This window comes from Aliterella atlantica CENA595 (assembly GCF_000952155.1).
Taxonomy (GTDB): Bacteria; Cyanobacteriota; Cyanobacteriia; order Cyanobacteriales; family Chroococcidiopsidaceae; genus Aliterella; species Aliterella atlantica.
The window spans coordinates 22,777-38,289 of sequence record NZ_JYON01000019.1 but is presented as its reverse complement, the minus strand read 5'-3'; the positions used below and the strand labels follow the sequence as shown (position 1 = coordinate 38,289).

The 15,513-nt window shown below is 43.0% G+C and carries 17 protein-coding genes and 1 pseudogene; 9 read left to right on the top strand and 9 right to left on the bottom strand.

All coding sequences use genetic code 11. From position 1 onward, the window contains the following. The first annotated feature begins 6 nt into the window (after positions 1-6). From UH38_RS16615 to solA, 3 genes are all read left to right on the top strand, one after another. Complete coding sequence (locus UH38_RS16615) at positions 7-1,551, top strand: APC family permease (RefSeq protein ID WP_045055797.1); 1,545 nt, start codon at positions 7-9, stop codon at positions 1,549-1,551. Positions 1,552-1,579: 28 nt separating this feature from the next. After that, complete coding sequence (locus UH38_RS16610) at positions 1,580-3,079, top strand: GMC family oxidoreductase (protein WP_045055796.1); 1,500 nt, start codon at positions 1,580-1,582, stop codon at positions 3,077-3,079. 103 nt (positions 3,080-3,182) lie between these two features. Next, on the top strand, positions 3,183-4,325 hold the full coding sequence (gene solA / locus UH38_RS16605) for an N-methyl-L-tryptophan oxidase (protein WP_072044940.1): 1,143 nt from the start codon (positions 3,183-3,185) through the stop codon (positions 4,323-4,325). 14 nt (positions 4,326-4,339) lie between these two features. On the opposite strand, the gene UH38_RS16600 is transcribed toward solA, so the two are convergent. The 3 genes from UH38_RS16600 to UH38_RS16590 are packed head-to-tail and all read right to left on the bottom strand — an operon-like array spanning position 4,340 to position 6,497. Continuing rightward, on the bottom strand, positions 4,340-4,807 hold the full coding sequence (locus UH38_RS16600) for a helix-turn-helix domain-containing protein (protein WP_200892477.1): 468 nt from the start codon (positions 4,805-4,807) through the stop codon (positions 4,340-4,342). 29 nt (positions 4,808-4,836) lie between these two features. Continuing rightward, positions 4,837-6,258: an NCS2 family permease gene (locus tag UH38_RS16595; protein ID WP_045055793.1), complete on the bottom strand. Its 1,422-nt coding sequence runs from the start codon at positions 6,256-6,258 to the stop codon at positions 4,837-4,839. A gap of 20 nt (positions 6,259-6,278) precedes the next feature. Then, positions 6,279-6,497 (bottom strand): hypothetical protein, encoded by a 219-nt coding sequence (locus tag UH38_RS16590; RefSeq protein ID WP_045055792.1) that lies wholly within the window; start codon positions 6,495-6,497, stop codon positions 6,279-6,281. Positions 6,498-6,506: 9 nt separating this feature from the next. On the opposite strand from UH38_RS16590, the gene UH38_RS16585 reads away from it, so the two are divergent. Together UH38_RS16585 and UH38_RS16580 are read left to right on the top strand one after the other, a co-directional pair. After that, on the top strand, positions 6,507-6,983 hold the full coding sequence (locus tag UH38_RS16585; RefSeq protein WP_045055791.1) for a hypothetical protein: 477 nt from the start codon (positions 6,507-6,509) through the stop codon (positions 6,981-6,983). Between the two features lie 29 nt (positions 6,984-7,012). Further along, positions 7,013-7,648: a hypothetical protein gene (locus UH38_RS16580; protein ID WP_045055790.1), complete on the top strand. Its 636-nt coding sequence runs from the start codon at positions 7,013-7,015 to the stop codon at positions 7,646-7,648. A 222-nt stretch (positions 7,649-7,870) separates the two neighbouring features. Here UH38_RS16580 and atpC read toward each other — a convergent pair whose 3' ends face one another. Then, entirely contained in the window at positions 7,871-8,284 is a 414-nt protein-coding gene (atpC, locus tag UH38_RS16575; RefSeq protein ID WP_045055789.1) for an ATP synthase F1 subunit epsilon, read from the bottom strand. 115 nt (positions 8,285-8,399) lie between these two features. Further along, a complete protein-coding gene (atpD, locus tag UH38_RS16570; protein WP_045055788.1) occupies positions 8,400-9,848 on the bottom strand; it encodes a F0F1 ATP synthase subunit beta in 1,449 nt (482 codons plus the stop codon). 216 nt (positions 9,849-10,064) lie between these two features. Between atpD and UH38_RS16565 the strand changes: the two genes are divergently transcribed. Both UH38_RS16565 and UH38_RS16560 read left to right on the top strand, forming a co-directional pair. Further along, on the top strand, positions 10,065-10,709 hold the full coding sequence (locus tag UH38_RS16565; protein ID WP_045055787.1) for a DUF3318 domain-containing protein: 645 nt from the start codon (positions 10,065-10,067) through the stop codon (positions 10,707-10,709). A 191-nt stretch (positions 10,710-10,900) separates the two neighbouring features. After that, entirely contained in the window at positions 10,901-11,842 is a 942-nt protein-coding gene (locus UH38_RS16560; protein ID WP_045055786.1) for a DNA-methyltransferase, read from the top strand. On the opposite strand, the gene UH38_RS16555 is transcribed toward UH38_RS16560, so the two are convergent. Together UH38_RS16555 and UH38_RS16550 are read right to left on the bottom strand one after the other, a co-directional pair. Then, positions 11,805-12,353, bottom strand: coding sequence for a hypothetical protein (locus tag UH38_RS16555; protein ID WP_045055785.1), 549 nt, complete (start codon positions 12,351-12,353; stop codon positions 11,805-11,807). The genes UH38_RS16560 and UH38_RS16555 overlap by 38 nt on opposite strands. Next, positions 12,353-12,559 carry a helix-turn-helix domain-containing protein gene (locus UH38_RS16550; protein ID WP_045055784.1) on the bottom strand — a complete coding sequence of 69 codons (207 nt, stop codon included), beginning with the start codon at positions 12,557-12,559 and terminating at the stop codon, positions 12,353-12,355. The genes UH38_RS16555 and UH38_RS16550 overlap by 1 nt, the downstream gene beginning before the upstream one ends. Positions 12,560-12,769: 210 nt before the next feature. On the opposite strand from UH38_RS16550, the pseudogene UH38_RS28225 reads away from it, so the two are divergent. Continuing rightward, positions 12,770-12,970 (top strand): annotated as a pseudogene (locus UH38_RS28225) (DUF3318 domain-containing protein); the annotation flags it as partial. Positions 12,971-13,030: 60 nt separating this feature from the next. Here the strand turns inward: UH38_RS28225 and UH38_RS16545 are convergent. Next, entirely contained in the window at positions 13,031-14,014 is a 984-nt protein-coding gene (locus UH38_RS16545; protein WP_045055783.1) for an SDR family oxidoreductase, read from the bottom strand. A gap of 137 nt (positions 14,015-14,151) precedes the next feature. Next, positions 14,152-14,262: a cytochrome b6-f complex subunit PetM gene (gene petM / locus UH38_RS16540; protein WP_045055782.1), complete on the bottom strand. Its 111-nt coding sequence runs from the start codon at positions 14,260-14,262 to the stop codon at positions 14,152-14,154. Between the two features lie 77 nt (positions 14,263-14,339). Between petM and pdxA the strand changes: the two genes are divergently transcribed. Further along, the gene (pdxA, locus tag UH38_RS16535) at positions 14,340-15,407 is read left to right on the top strand and encodes a 4-hydroxythreonine-4-phosphate dehydrogenase PdxA (protein WP_045055781.1); all 1,068 of its coding nucleotides are present in this window, start codon (positions 14,340-14,342) and stop codon (positions 15,405-15,407) included. The last annotated feature ends 106 nt before the right edge of the window (positions 15,408-15,513 follow it).

Below are 15,513 nucleotides of genomic sequence, written 5' to 3'. Positions count from 1 at the left end.
CTAACAATGGATGAACATATACAACCGTCTGCACAAGCAAACAACTTAGATGCAGGTAAGATGAGGCGGGCTATTACCTGGAAAGATGCCTTTTGGATTACGACAGGAATATCAACGTCAATTCTGTTTTCAATTGGGGCAATGGCGGCAACTGTAGGTACGCCATCGCTGATTGTTTGGGCGCTGTCAACTTTGATTGGTTTTGTCCAACTATTTTTGTACGCAGAGATTGCAGGCATATTCCCCAATAAATCGGGCGGGGCATCAATTTACGGTGCTGTTGCTTGGTTGCGTTACGGCAAAATATTTGCACCCATCAATGTTTGGTGTTATTGGTTAGCTTGGTCGCCTGTACTGGCAATTGGCGCTTCAGTGTCGGGCAGTTATTTTGTATCTGCCTTTTTAGCTGATACGGCATTTGCCAAATTTTCCTTGACTTTGCTCGATCTTTCGGCTGTGCTACCAGGGATTAGCTTTAAGTTGAACGCACCAATTTTAGTGGGCGCGGCGATTATGCTGCTTACTTTTTATATTCAACACACAGGCATCCTCAAGACAGCTAGAACGCAGTTTGCTCTAGCACTGCTATCGCTAATTCCCATGCTGCTGTTAGGAATCGTCCCCATACTTACAGGTAAAATCAATTTTGCCAATTTCTTCCCCTTAATTCCTCAAGGTACAACCAGTTGGTTTAGCGCCGAGTCATTTACGTTGATGATGGGGGGAATGTTTATTGCGACATGGATTACTTATAGCGCTGAAGCTGCAGTTTGTTATGTGAGCGAATTTAAAGACCCAGGAAAAGATAGTATCCGAGCTATTGTTGCTGCTGGATTGATGGGGGCTGTATGCTTCATTCTTTTGCCCTTTACTTTTTTAGGAGTATTGGGAATCAAAAATATTACCGACCCCGCCTTTGTGGCTGGAGATCCGCAAGCAGCGATCGTTAAGCTAGCAGAAATTACGTTTGGTACTGGTTCCGGTCACATCATTACTTTAATGCTGATTTTGGCTTTGATGTTAGCCATTAGTACGGGCATGGCAGGTAGTTCGAGAACTTTGTATCAAGCTTCCGTCGATGGCTTTTTACCAAAATTCTTAGGCAAACTCAACAAGCATGGCGTACCAGTTAGGGGAATGTGGATGGATCTAATCTTCAACTTATTTTTATTGAGTTTAGGCAATCCAATTTTCATCCTCGCAGCAGCAAACGTTGCTTATGTAATTTGCATTTGCATGGATATGAATGCTGCCTGGATGCATAGAATAGATCGACCAAATAATTTCCGTCCTTTCCGCGCTCCCAAATGGCTAGTTTTTATCGGTGGTCCAGCCCTATCTATCCTCAATGTCGCTTTTATCGTGTTTGGTGCTAATGTATTTGCGCCTAATGCCTTGTGGTATGGACTAGCTGGCATTGCCTTAGTATTCCCCATTTTCTATTATCGGCACTACGTAGTTGACAAAGGCGCTTGGCCCCAGGCAGCTGAAAAGGATTTTGGCATTGTCGCTACCGCTAAAAAGTTGAATGCAGTAAATAGCGATCGCTAATAGTAATAGCAACAAAAGGATAATAATCATGACGGCAAAGACTAGCTTTGATTATCTAGTTGTAGGCGGCGGTACGGCAGGAGCGATCGTCGCAGCACGACTAGCAGAAGATAAAGATGTGACTGTCTGCCTTCTAGAAGCAGGCTACTCAGATGAAGGTGTTAAAGAAATCGAACAACTGAAAGTTTGGGCATCTCTGCTAGGGACTAAATACGATTATGACTATTTAGGGGAAGCTCAACCACACGGCAACAGCAACATTCGTCACAGTCGCGGGTTTATGTTGGGGGGATGCAGTTCGCATAATTCTGCGATCGCCTGGAATGCCCCAGATATAGATATGAAAACCTGGGAAGCAAGCGGGGCAACAGGTTGGGCTCCTGAAGGCACTCGTCCCTATTTCAATCGCCTGCGGGAAAAGGTAAATATTGAATCGCCCGCACAAGATAACGTTCTGGTTCAAGCTTTTGTTGCTGCCGCCCAGCAGGCAGGCTTACCATTAGTATCTTTCAAAGAGGAATTTACCGAAGGGGTAGGCTGGTTTGAACTGAACAAGCGAGGCGAAAAACGCGAATCAAGTTCGACCGCATATCTGCATCCTTTGTCTACATTGCCGGAAAACTTAACTGTACTGACATTAGTGCAGACCAATCGGATTGTCGTCGAAGGGGAAAAAGCGATCGCAGTAGAAACCTCCCAAGGTACTTTTTATGCCAACCGCGAGATTATTGTCTGCTGCGGCGCATTTAATTCACCTAAATTACTTTTACTCTCAGGAATTGGCGGGGCAGCACAATTGCAAGAATTGGGTATTCCTGTAGTCGTGGATTTGCCTGGAGTAGGCGAAAATTTGCTCGATCACCCTGAAAGTGTAGTTTTATTTGCTTCTTCGCAACCCGTACCAGCTAACACAAGCCAGTTTTATGAAGCTGGTTTATTCAAGCGTTTGAGTCCAACATCTATTTGGGCAGAATTGATGTTTCACTTTGGCACAGAAACCTATGACTTATACACTAAGCCATTAGGATATCCCACAGCCAACGAAGCATTTGTAATGACACCAAACGTTACTCATCCGCGCAGCAAAGGAGTAGTGCGTTTGCGTTCTAACGATCCTTCCGCGCCGCCAATTATCGATCCACGTTACTTTAGCGATCCTGAAAATTACGATCGCGATGTATTAGTGGCAGGCGTAAAATTAGCGAGGGAGATTGCCCAACAGTCACCATTAAAGTCTTGGATCGAGCGAGAATTAGCACCAGGAATAGACGTACAAAGCGATGCTGAGTTAGGCGAATATGTCAGACGTAGTAGCAATACTGTCTATCATCCGGCGGGGACTTGTCGCATAGGTAGCAATGAAGATCCGATGGCGGTAGTCGATCCGAGTTTGCGCGTGCGTGGTATTAGTAACTTACGAGTTGCCGATACTTCAGTTTTCCCGACAATGATTGGTGTCAATCCCTGCATTACCTGCATGATGGTGGGTGAAAAGTGCTCCGATTTAGTAAAAGCAGGAACAAATTAGAGTAGATGAAGATATGGGGAGATAAGTGAGTAAACTTAACTTTCTTATATCTTCCCCATCCCCCTGTAGTCTCCCTTGTCCCCTTGTCTCCTAATCACAACCAGTGTCTAATACATTTGATGTCATCGTCATCGGTCTTGGCGGTATGGGTAGCGCTACCGCTTACCAACTTGCCCGTAGAGGTAAGCGAGTTTTAGGATTAGAACAATATACTCCTGCTCATAATTTAGGTTCTAGTCATGGTAAATCGCGGATAATACGCCAAGCTTATTTTGAACACCCTGCCTACGTACCCCTATTACTGAGAGCTTACGAACTTTGGCAGCAAATCGAGCAAGAGACGGGAAAGAATTTACTAACGCTTTCAGGTGGGTTGATGCTGGGGCTACCTGATAGTCAAACAGTTGCAGGTAGCCTTCTTAGCGCCAAAGAACATGGATTAGAGCATGAAATGTTGGATGCTAGAGAAATTAAACGGCGGTTTCCTCCCCTCCAACCTAGCAACGACACGATCGCCCTCTATGAAAAAAAAGCTGGTTTCGTTCACCCCGAAAACAGTGTCAGCGCTCATTTGCAACGGGCAACTGAACTAGGTGCAACTTTGCATTTTGAAGAACCTGCTTTGAGTTGGGAGGCTTCTTTATCTGGCGATCGCGTGCGCGTAACTACTGCCCAAGGGTGCTATGAAGCGGAAAAGTTAGCGATCGCTCCTGGTGCTTGGGCATCAGATATATTTAACTTTGACTTACCCCTAACTGTAGAACGTCAAGTTATGTACTGGTTCGATCCGGTAGGGGGAATTGAACCATTTTTAAGCGATCGCTTTCCTATATATATTTGGGAAGCAGAAGATGAAGTAAAGTTCTACGGATTTCCTGCCCAAGAAAGGCAAGATGGTGTCAAGGTTGCTTTCTTTTATAAAGGCGTTGCTTGTACGGCAGAAACTATCGATCGCACCGTACAAGTAGAGGAAATTCAGCAGATGCGTCAGTATCTTGCCCAGAGAATCCCTACTCTTAACAGCGATTGTCTTCAAGCCTCAACTTGCCTATATACAAATACGCCTGACTTTCATTTTGTTATTGCTCCACACCCGCAATACGAGCAAGTTGCGATCGCATCTCCTTGTTCCGGTCACGGTTACAAGTTTGCTAGTGTAGTAGGCGAGATTATGGCAGATTTAGTTATTGACGGTAAAACACGCCATCCACTCGATTTATTTGCACCAACCAGATTTTTAGGTTAATAGATTTGCCCAATTTAAGTAAGTAACTCTGGAGACACATGAAAAAACTCTCCTAAAGCCTTTGCCTGCTCTTTACCAATGTTTCTTTTGCCGTTGACTATTTCAGAAACATCTCCATGAGATCCAATTATTCCTACTAAATCTTCCTCTTTAATATTTTGAGCTTCCATTAAATGCAAAAGCATGGAATGAGATTCGTGTTTAGGAAGTGGGTAATACTCCTCTTCAAATTTCTCAATCAGCGTTACTAACAGTTCTAGTAAAACGTCTTCTTCTGGAGTGCGAAGTCTTTTGTGTTCTAATTCTTCAGCTATAGAGATTGCAGCTTTATTTTCTGCCTCCGTTTCGATTACTTTAGGTCGATATTTTGAAAGCAAAATAGCGTAAAACTCAGCATTATTACTATTAGGGGGCATTTTCAATGTTTTTTTGTCATATTCAGTTTTTGCAGTATGTATCTTGTTGACTACTGTAAAACCCACAAGACTAAAGGTGTAAAGACAAATGATATTCAATCAAAACGCAGTGTCATAAAGATATATCTAGCCACAAAGATAGCAGCAACAAACCAAGTTCCTAATGGTACTTCATGAGCTTTGCCTTGGAAAGACTTAACCAAGGGATAGGAAATAAAGCCAATTGCCAAGCCTTCAGCGATCGAATAAGTAAGCGGAATTGTAAACACAGTCAAAAATGCTGGAATTGCCTCTGCCAAATCTTCCCAAAAAATTTCTTTAGCTTGCGCTAACATCATTGCACCCACAATCACTAAAGTAGGCGTAGTTGCAAAAGCTGGAATAGATTGAAAGATCGGGATAAAGAACAAAGATACAGCAAATAATCCTGCAACTACTAACGCTGTAAAACCAGTACGCCCACCTTCGACAACACCAGCAACCGATTCTACATACGCCGTAACGCTAGAAGTACCAAACAAAGGACCTACAGTAGTTGCGATTGCATCCGCCATTAAAGCTTGATTAGCGCGGGGTAATTGTCCATCTGCGCCGATGTATCCCGCTCGCATTCCTACACCTGTGAGCGTACCAATGGCATCGAAAATATCCACAAATAAGAAGACAAATAGTACAGCCAACCAATCGACGAAGTTATTAGCATTTAGGTAACTAAGTCCAATAATCGCTTGCCCAAACAAATCTTGCGGTATTTGGGGAACGGCAAAAATCCCTTGCGGCGGGGTAGCAACGCCAAATATCCAAGCAATTAAAGCAGTTGCTAAAATGCCTAGTAATAAAGCTCCTTTAACGCGGCGCACCACAAAAGCTGAGGTAATAAATAATCCTGCGATCGCCATTAGTGTAGCTGGTTCTCGCAAGCTGCCAAAAGCAGTTTTAGTTACCTCATTGGCAACAATTATCCCAGCGCCGCCTTTAGCTGGATCGCCAGATAAACCAATATAAGCAATAAATAAGCCAATTCCTGCTGCTGTGGCGTGTTTTAGGGTGTTAGGAATGCAGTTAATTAACAAGCGGCGAATATCTGTAAATGTGAGAGCGATAAAGATTAATCCTTGTATGAACACGCAAGATAAAGCTAGTCGCCAGTCAATTTTTAGCCCCAAAACTACAGAAAAAGCAAAAAATGCATTCGTTCCCATTCCAGGCGCTAACCCAAAAGGGTAATTGGCAAATAAAGCCATACATAGCGTTCCTACTGCTGAGGCGATCGCTGTAGCCACTGCTAGTTGCGAAAATAAGTCTCCTTGTTGCCTAAGAAATATCGCATTTGACAAAATAATCGGGTTGACTACCAATATGTAGCCCATTGTCATAAAGGTAGTGATACCTGCCAAAATCTCAGTTTTGAAATTAGTGCGGTAATCGGCAAACTTGAAGTATCGAGCGATCGCTTTTTGCCAGCCGATATAAGGCGTTGATTCTGTAGTTTCTAACTCGTCTGTGTTGTTGCTCATAGCAATCGTCTCCCGCTCCCTTATTGTCTATCTTGCTGTGTATTTCGGTAGTCAGAAGTATTGAATTTAACTTCTACCAAAGGCTGGATAAAACGACTTGTATTTTTCGCTACCATTGCCAGCAAGCGCCGCATACGTTGCTGTTGTAAATCGTTGAGTACATCGATTGAACGCCAGCGATATTTTGCTGCTAGCAGCCCAAAAACTTCTAGCTGGTATTTGAGGCGTTCTTTACTCAAGGAAAAGCGATGCAGACAATACATTCACAAAAAAGATGGTTACGCCCGATCGCACTATTACTTACAGCAGTATTATCGCTCTCAATTTTCACAGGTTGCGGTAGTAGAGTAAATACTGCTGCACCTACAGATAATACTCGCATTGAAAACCAAAGTTATCGCAATAGCGATCGCCAAGTCGAACCGCGTAAAGGATTATCAAACAAGCAAAAAGTAGTAATTCTAGCTGGAGCCGCTGCTCTTTATTATCTCTACAACCAGCACAAAAATAAGCAAGCAGAGGGCGCAGAAGGACAATACTACCTATCTAAAAATGGTCGTGTCTACTACAGAGATACTCAACATCGCGTTCATTGGGTAACGCCACCACCAGAAGGTATTCAAGTTCCTGAAGCTGAAGCAAGAAGATACCGTGAGTTTCAAGGATACAACAATAGTCCTACAGGACGCGATCTTACTGACTTACAACCAGCCGCAGCACTGTAGAGAATTTTGATAACACAAAGGAGTCAGACATGGGTTTTTTAGAAAATATACTTGGTGGCGGTCAAGAATCAGAGCGAGACTACCGAGATTTTGTCAATCGCTACGAACAAGGTTCGCCTTACGAAGGATACTCTGATGATGAAGTTGCTAGTCGCTACCAACAAGTGTCGAGGCAATTACCTGACGATATTTATCAAGAATCTGCCCACGAAGCTTTTAACCGGATGTCTCCACAAGAGCGGATGCAATTTGGGCGCTACCTTCAGCAGCAGACGCGGCAGCAAAATTATAACTTCCCCGATTTAGACGGCGATGGTCAAGACGATCGCTATCAAGATCCTGGCTATCTTGCTCGTGCAACAGGTCAAATTCATCGCCAACAGCCTGATTTACTCGGTCAACTATTAGGCGGTGCTGCGGGGATGATTGGCGGTAATCCTCAAGGCAATGTATTTAGTAATCCCCTAGCAAAAGGAGCAATGGCTGGAATTGCAGCTATGGCTGTTAAGAAACTGATGGAAAGACGCGGGGGTAATCGCGGGCAATATGGCAACGTACGCCCAGCAAGTGAAGATCCGTACGGCGATCCTGGCGACTATTATGGCAACGTGCGTCCAGCAAGTGAAGACCCTTATGGCGATCCTGGCGATCGCGGACGTTGGTAATCTAGGTTCAAGATTCTAACTCTAATAGCAAAAAACTCCTCTACCAATATCTGGTCAGAGGAGTTTTTAAAATAGAGCAAACATAACAATTTAACAGTGACCAGTTAAATATTCATCTCTTGGGTCTGATTCCCTAACTTCTAAAAGTTGTATGTTTTGGATAAGGTCACCGACCCCCATCTTTAAACCTGGTCACTGGTAACTGATAAACTGGTCACTGTTTTAAACCATGCCACCAGCAGCTTGAAACCGAGCGCGGGCGCGTTTAAAAGCTTGATTTGCTTGAATTTGTTCTTGGCGATTTGCGTTTGCCGACTGATTTAACTTAGCTTCTGCTTGAGAGTAAGCATTGCGAGCAGCTTCTAAATCGATTTTGTCACCGCGTTCAGCGCCATTAACCAGAATTGTAACTTCATCATTTTCAACTTCAGCAAAACCACCCATCAAAGCGATCGCAATCCACTCCCGATTTGAATCAGGACGAACGCGCATCACAGCAGTATCTAGGGCAGTCAGTAGGGGAGCGTGTCCGGTCAAAATACCCAATTGACCAGTAGTGCTAGGCAAAATTACTTCTTCAGCCGTAGCATCCCAGACTGTCTTATCTGGAGCTACTACACGAACAGTTAGTGTCATGGGGTGTTGTAAAAGAGCAGGGAATGGAGAGCAGGAGAGGGGGAGACAAGGGAGAGGGGGAAAAAATTCTTCCTTGTCCTCCTCTAATTACGAATTACGAATTACGAATTATTGTCTAGCCTTTGAGTTTCTCAGCTTTAGCGATCGCTTCGTCAATGCTGCCTACCATGTAGAATGCTTGCTCTGGCAGGTCGTCTAATTGACCGGATAAAATCATCTCGAAGCCTTTAATCGTGTCTTCTAGCTTCACGTACTTGCCAGGAGAACCTGTAAATACTTCCGCAACGAAGAATGGCTGCGATAAGAAACGCTCAACTCGTCGCGCTCTTGCTACTGTTAGGCGATCGTCTTCTGACAATTCATCTAAACCCAAAATAGCAATGATATCTTGCAGTTCTTTGTAGCGCTGTAGAGTTGATTGAACTCTACGCGCCATTTGGTAGTGCTTTTCACCAACTACGCTAGCTTGCAACATTGTTGAAGTAGAATCGAGCGGATCTACCGCCGGATAAATACCTTTTGCTGCCAAACCGCGAGATAGCACAGTTGTCCCATCTAAGTGAGCAAATGTAGTCGCTGGTGCGGGGTCAGTCAAGTCGTCTGCTGGTACGTAAACTGCTTGAATTGAAGTAATCGAACCTTCTGTAGTTGACGTAATCCGCTCTTGCAAGTCACCCATATCTTTAGCTAAGGTGGGCTGGTATCCTACCGCTGATGGCATTCTACCTAGCAGCGCCGATACTTCCGAACCTGCTTGTACGAACCGGAAGATATTATCAATAAATAGCAATACGTCTTGCTTGTTGACATCGCGGAAGTATTCAGCCATTGTCAAACCAGTTAGACCAACGCGCATCCTGGCTCCAGGTGGCTCGTTCATCTGACCGTAGACTAAAGCAATTTTTGAGTCGCCAATATTTTCTTCATTAATAACCCCTGACTCTTTCATTTCGTTGTAGAGGTCATTACCTTCGCGGGTGCGTTCGCCTACACCAGCAAACACGGACACGCCACCGTGATTGATCGCAATATTGTTGATAAGTTCCATCATGATGACGGTTTTGCCTACACCAGCACCGCCAAATAAACCAATTTTGCCGCCGCGACGATAAGGAGCTAATAAATCTAGTACCTTAATTCCTGTTTCAAATACGGAAGGCTTAGTTTCTAAATCGGTAAAGGATGGTGCAGCGCGGTGAATTGGGAAAGTGGCTTCGGTATTGACAGGTCCCATATTATCTACAGGTTCGCCCAATACGTTGAAAATACGTCCTAATGTTCCAGCACCGACTGGTACAGTAATCGGAGCGCCAGTATCTACTGCTTCCATGCCGCGAATTAAGCCGTCGGTGGTACTCATCGAAACCGCGCGTACCTGGTTATCGCCGAGCAATTGCTGTACTTCACAAGTAACAGCAACTTCTTGTCCGGCTTCGTTAGTACCTTTAACGGTCAAGGCGTTGTAGATTTGCGGCATCTGACCGTTAGGAAATTTAACGTCTACAACGGGACCGATGATCTGCGTAATGTAACCAATGTTTGCTTTTTCTGCCGTAGTGACCATGCTTTCGTTTATGTATTAATTTAGCTGTTTCGGCGGCTGGAGAACTAATGCCATTTTTCAGATTATCACTGAAATGGTAACAATCTATTAACGATCTTATATAGTTGTGTTTTGTTGGCGATCGCCTGCTGCTATCTTAACTAGCTGCTTAACAGTGCAATATAGTTCAAAATAGGATATAGAAGCTTTATTTGAAATTTTCAGAGAAACGAATCTATGACATCTTATGCTACCTCTTCAGCCAAAGCTGAAATGAGCGAACTAAGAAGATTAAAAACTATCATGCCGCCAGAGTTGCAAAGCTGGGTAACAGTTGAAGGCACAACAGAAGTAAATCCACCGCTAATTCGGTCTGAGGAAGTTGGTAGCGACCAAGTTGAAATTCAAATCGACTTGGTAAAGTGGGATGCTTTAGCAATGGATCAGCGCAATTTACTGTTTTGGCACGAAATTTCCCGCGTCCAAAGCGATACTATCCCCAAAGATGGCTGGGAAATGGCAGCCTTGGCGATTGGTTTAGGCGGTGCTGTAGGCGAATTATGGGTACAAGATATATTGCTGCTACTATTAGCGCTTACTTTGTGTGGAGTTTCTGGTTATCGCCTATATGTGAAAAACAACGGCGAGAAACAGTTAAAAGTAATGACCGATGCTGACGAAAAAGCGATCGCTCTTGCTACTCGTTTCGGTTACACTCTCCCCAATGCTTACAAGAGCCTTGGTAGTGCCTTGAAAACCTTAATCGATCAAACACCAAGCAAGCGCCAACGGCAGAAGTACGAGCGCCGTTTACAAGCGCTCAAACGCAGTGCTAATAAAGCTAAAAATAAGTCTAAGTCTGCCCAGGTAGAGGAAATTTAAGCACGATTTGGAAAAGTGATATCGAGGCTAAAGTCTAATTAGCCTCTCTTCCCCTTGCCCATTATGCGATCGCAATAATTACACTGTATAAATTTCTAAGTGAGTAACGTTAGTTATCACAACTATTTTGTACTAGTTGACAGACTCAATCATGAATACTATAAGTATCATATTGAGTAATTTTCTAGTTAATGCAAAACCCTCCTTTAAATGAAATATTAATTGGTGACTGCCGTGAAGTAATGAAAACATTGCCAGAAAATTATATTTCTGCGTGCATTACCGATCCACCTTATAACTATGAATTTATTGGTCATAAATGGGATAACTCAGAAATTCAAAGACGTATTGAAAAAGTCAGTGGCAAGGGGAATAAAACTTTAGTTAAGAATATTCCTTATGGCAGTGGTTTGGCAGGGGGAGTTAGAAATAAGAAATGGTATCAAAGAAATCGTCACAATATTCTTGACTATGAGAAGTGGTGTTTTGAATGGGGCGAGCAGCTTTTTAGGATCTGCAAGCCTGGTGCAACAGTTTTAGTTTTCAACAGCACCCGAACTGTTGCTCATGTACAAGTTTCTCTAGAAAATGCGGGTTTCTATGCTAGAGATATGCTTGTTTATAAAAGATCGAGTGGTATCCCTAAAGGTGTCAACATCAAACAACAATTGGAGAAAAAAGGGTACGAACAACCAGAGAAATGGGACGGTTGGCACAGTTGCTTGAGAAATGAATGGGAAGCAATTTGTGTATTGCAAAAACCACTATCTAATAATTATTTGGAAACTCTCCTAGAGTATGGCACAGGGCTTTTTTATGCCAAAGAACAGTTTGGTGGTTTTCAATCAAATATTTTGGAAGGTATACAACGCGATAAAACTGAGGATTTTAATGTTCATTGCACAGTGAAACCAATTTCTCTAATGAGGAAACTAGTTGAAATATTTGTGCCACGCTTGGAAAATTCTATTCTCATCGATCCTTTTACAGGATCGGGAACTACATTGCTTGCTGCAAAAGAACTAGGAATTAATTATGTTGGAGTCGAAATAGTTCCTGACTACCTAGAAATAATCAACAAGCGCCTCGATGGGATTAGCGGTTTACAGGGAATGCTCCCACTCTCTGAATAAGAAATGATTTTAAATCAAAATTGCTGATTCTTTGTAGGAACACAAAGGAATCGTCACCTGTATAAACTTGCCAAGTGCCAATTTGACAGGCGGCGATCGCTGCGGGTAAATTATCTTCTCTAAGGATCAAAAGAATTGGCTCATATTTATAGGTACGAAGTAATTGACCATAAGATTTAAACTTTTTAAGCGTTCCAGAGTCTCCAGAGCCAATACGATATTTTGTATCTATTGCGTATCTATCGACAATAAGATCGCATGGTTCATCGCTACCTACCTTAAATGCTGGCTGAAAACTGGTGCAATAGGCTCTACATATTTCAACAACCAACAATTGCCAACACATACCTAGTTCGCGCCCCCAATATTGTCTGTTTTCTTTTTTTAGTATGGGCGAAATACCAAATACATCCATTAAAAGATCGTGTTCTTCGTTTTCTTCTGCATAAACCTTTTCAACAAATGAGTATTGATATCTTGTGAGAACTTGCTCTAGGATTCTTTCATCCATTATTCCGTTACCAGTTCAGCTAAACTTACAGACAGTGCGTTAGCTATTTTGTTGGCATTAATTAAGGTTATATTCCTTTCTCCTCGTTCAACAGAGCCAATATAAGTACGGTGCAATTCACATAATTCTGCAAGCTCATCTTGCGAAAGATTTTTAAGCTTTCGCAAATGTCTAACTTTTTTCCCAAATTGCTCTGTAATATCCATAGAATGGGTAAGATTGAGCAATGATAACTATAGGACGACAGACTATAAGTAGCGACAGACTATAAGTAGCATTAAGGATAGTTAGTTTTAACCTTTAGCTCTAGTATTGAGTTCAGAACTAGGTAACGCGCGATCGCTTTTATGCAGAATTTATCTCCTTTTTTAAATGCTTGTACGCCAGCAATATACCCAAGCTGTAAAAAACTGTAGAGAGCGATCGCTCTTGCTACTCGTTTCGGTTACACTCTCCCCAATGCTTACAAGAGCCTTGGTAGCGCCTTAAAGACCTTAATTGACCAAACACCAAGCAAGCGCCAACGGCAGAAGTACGAGCGCCGTTTGCAAGCGTTAAAGCGCAGTGCCAATAAAGCTAAGAATAAGTCTAAATCTCCTCAAGAGCAAGAGTTTTAAGCTTGCTGGGGAAAGGCTTACCAGAGGATATTACGCCTTTCCCTTAACTATCAAATTAGTTTACTGAGGCTTTTTAAACGGAGTCTTTTTCGGTGCTTTCTTTTTAGTTTTTAATTTCTCGTAATCTAACTCTTTGAGCTTTTTCATAATTCTGCTGAAATACTCTTGCATATAGGTTTCTACAGTAGTAGTTTCATCAGGATTTAGCCCAAATACTTGATATACTTCATCCATTGGGGCAGCTAAAGGCTTTCCTGTTGCCATGACTTCAGCAAAAGCTAGGCGATCGCTCACATTCCATCCCCACTGAAAGAAACGCGATACATGGCGCACTGTCCGCAGCAAGTTGATTGGCATCCGCGTGATTCTAGCTTCTTGACCTGATAGCCTCTCGCATAAGCTAATAAGTTCTTCTGCACTCCAAGCGCGAGTACCAACTACCGGAAAAGTTTTATTTTCTGTTTCTGGCACTTTAAGAGCAGCAATTGCAAACTTAGCGATATCTTGAGTATCCATATAAGCAATGGGAGAAGATTCGCCAGTAATCCATACTGCCTGTTTTTCCAAGATTGGGATGGCATACTGACCGACCAATCCCTGCATAAAGCCGCATAGTTGCAATATTGTATAATTTAGACCAGATTGGGCTAAAAATATCTCCGTACACCGTTTAATTTCCATTAACGGGACTTCAGGATACTTATCAACATCAAGCAACGAAAAGAAGATAAACCGCTCTACACCTGCAGCTTTTGCAGCTTGAATTAGCGCTACTTTTCCATCCCAATCTACTTGCTTAATACTTAGTGAGTCGGTAGGACGAGCCGTAGCCGCATCAATTACCGCCGTAACGCCTTCTAACGCTGGCTTCAGAGTTTCGGGATAACACAAATTTCCTGGGACGAGTTCTGCACCCCACTCCTTCAAAAAAGCTGCTTTTTTAGGACTTCTCACCAAACAGCGTACTTTGTACCCCTCATCGAGAGCGCGGCGAACTACTTGTCTTCCTAAGGTTCCTGTGGAACCGACAACTAATAAAGTCATGAGGGGTTACTTAATGATTCTTAAATATTATTAATAAAATCTTACCAGACTTTACTTGACAAATCACAGGGGAGGCAGGAAGAGATCCCCCTAGCCCCCTTGTCCTCTTATAATTACGAATTACGAATTACGAATTATTAAAGCGCTTCTTCTTCGTCGCCTTGAATTTTAAGTAGAGCGTAGCCGAGGACTATACCCACGAAAATTAAAGAAAATGACAAAATAGCTGCTGTGTACATTTCGCTCATTTTATGTATTCCTCCAATCGATTTGCGAAAATTAGATATATGTAACGTATCTTAAAACAGTTTCAGGTATTTACGGGATGTATTCACTAGAGCGATCGCATTTAGCCACCTCATCAAAAACCATCCGTCCGCGTTTGGCTGTGCCTGTAGGCGATCCTGCTGGCATTGGTTCAGAAGTAGTTTTAAAAGCGCTAGCGGATACGGAAATAACTCAAGATTGCGACATAACCGTAATTGGCAGCCGATCGCATTTAAATGAAACTTATCAACATCTGCAAAATCAGCCTAATTTTACCGCCCAAAATTACGTTAATCCTAACGAACTACCTATTAAAGATATTGACTTGCAAAGTCACATTACTATCGGTACAGGTAATGCTGGTAGTGGGGAAGCTAGCTTTACTTACTTAGAAAATGCGATCGCGCGTACACTAGCTGGTGAGTTTGACGGCATTGTTACAGCACCCATTGCTAAATCAGCTTGGAAAGCTGCGGGATATAATTATCCTGGTCAAACCGAACTATTAGCCCAAAAAGCAGGCGTTGAGAAATTTGGGATGTTATTTTTCGGGAAGTCGCCTCATAGCGCCTGGACGCTGCGGACTTTGCTTGCTACTACCCATATTCCTTTAAGACAGGTAGCAGACGCGCTCACGCCTCAATTAATGACCGCTAAACTCGATCTATTAGTAGAGTGCTTGGAACGCGATTTTGGCATCAAGCAGCCGAGAATTGCGATCGCTGGTTTAAACCCCCACAGCGGCGAACAAGGACAATTAGGGACAGAAGAACAAGACTGGTTAATTCCCTGGTTAGAACAAGAACGCGATCGCCGTCCGCAAGCAATATTAGATGGTCCCATTCCGCCCGATACTATGTGGGTAAAACCGAGTCAGGCTTGGTATGGTGCGATCGATCCTACAAAAGCCCACGATGCTTATTTGGCTTTGTACCACGATCAAGGGTTAATTCCTGTCAAACAGCTAGCCTTCGATCGCGCTGTTAATACTTCGATTGGTTTACCGTTTATTCGCACATCTCCAGATCACGGAACAGCATTTGATATTGCAGGTTTGGGCATTGCCGATCCTAGCAGTATGAAAGCCGCAATCCAATTAGCCATCGAAATGGTTGCACGGCGGTAGAGACGTAGCACTGCTACGTCTGTACAATTTGGTCTAGTAGTGCTATTTGTCTACCACGTTTATACAATACGATCGCACAAGTCGCGTATCCTCAAAAAATACGCAT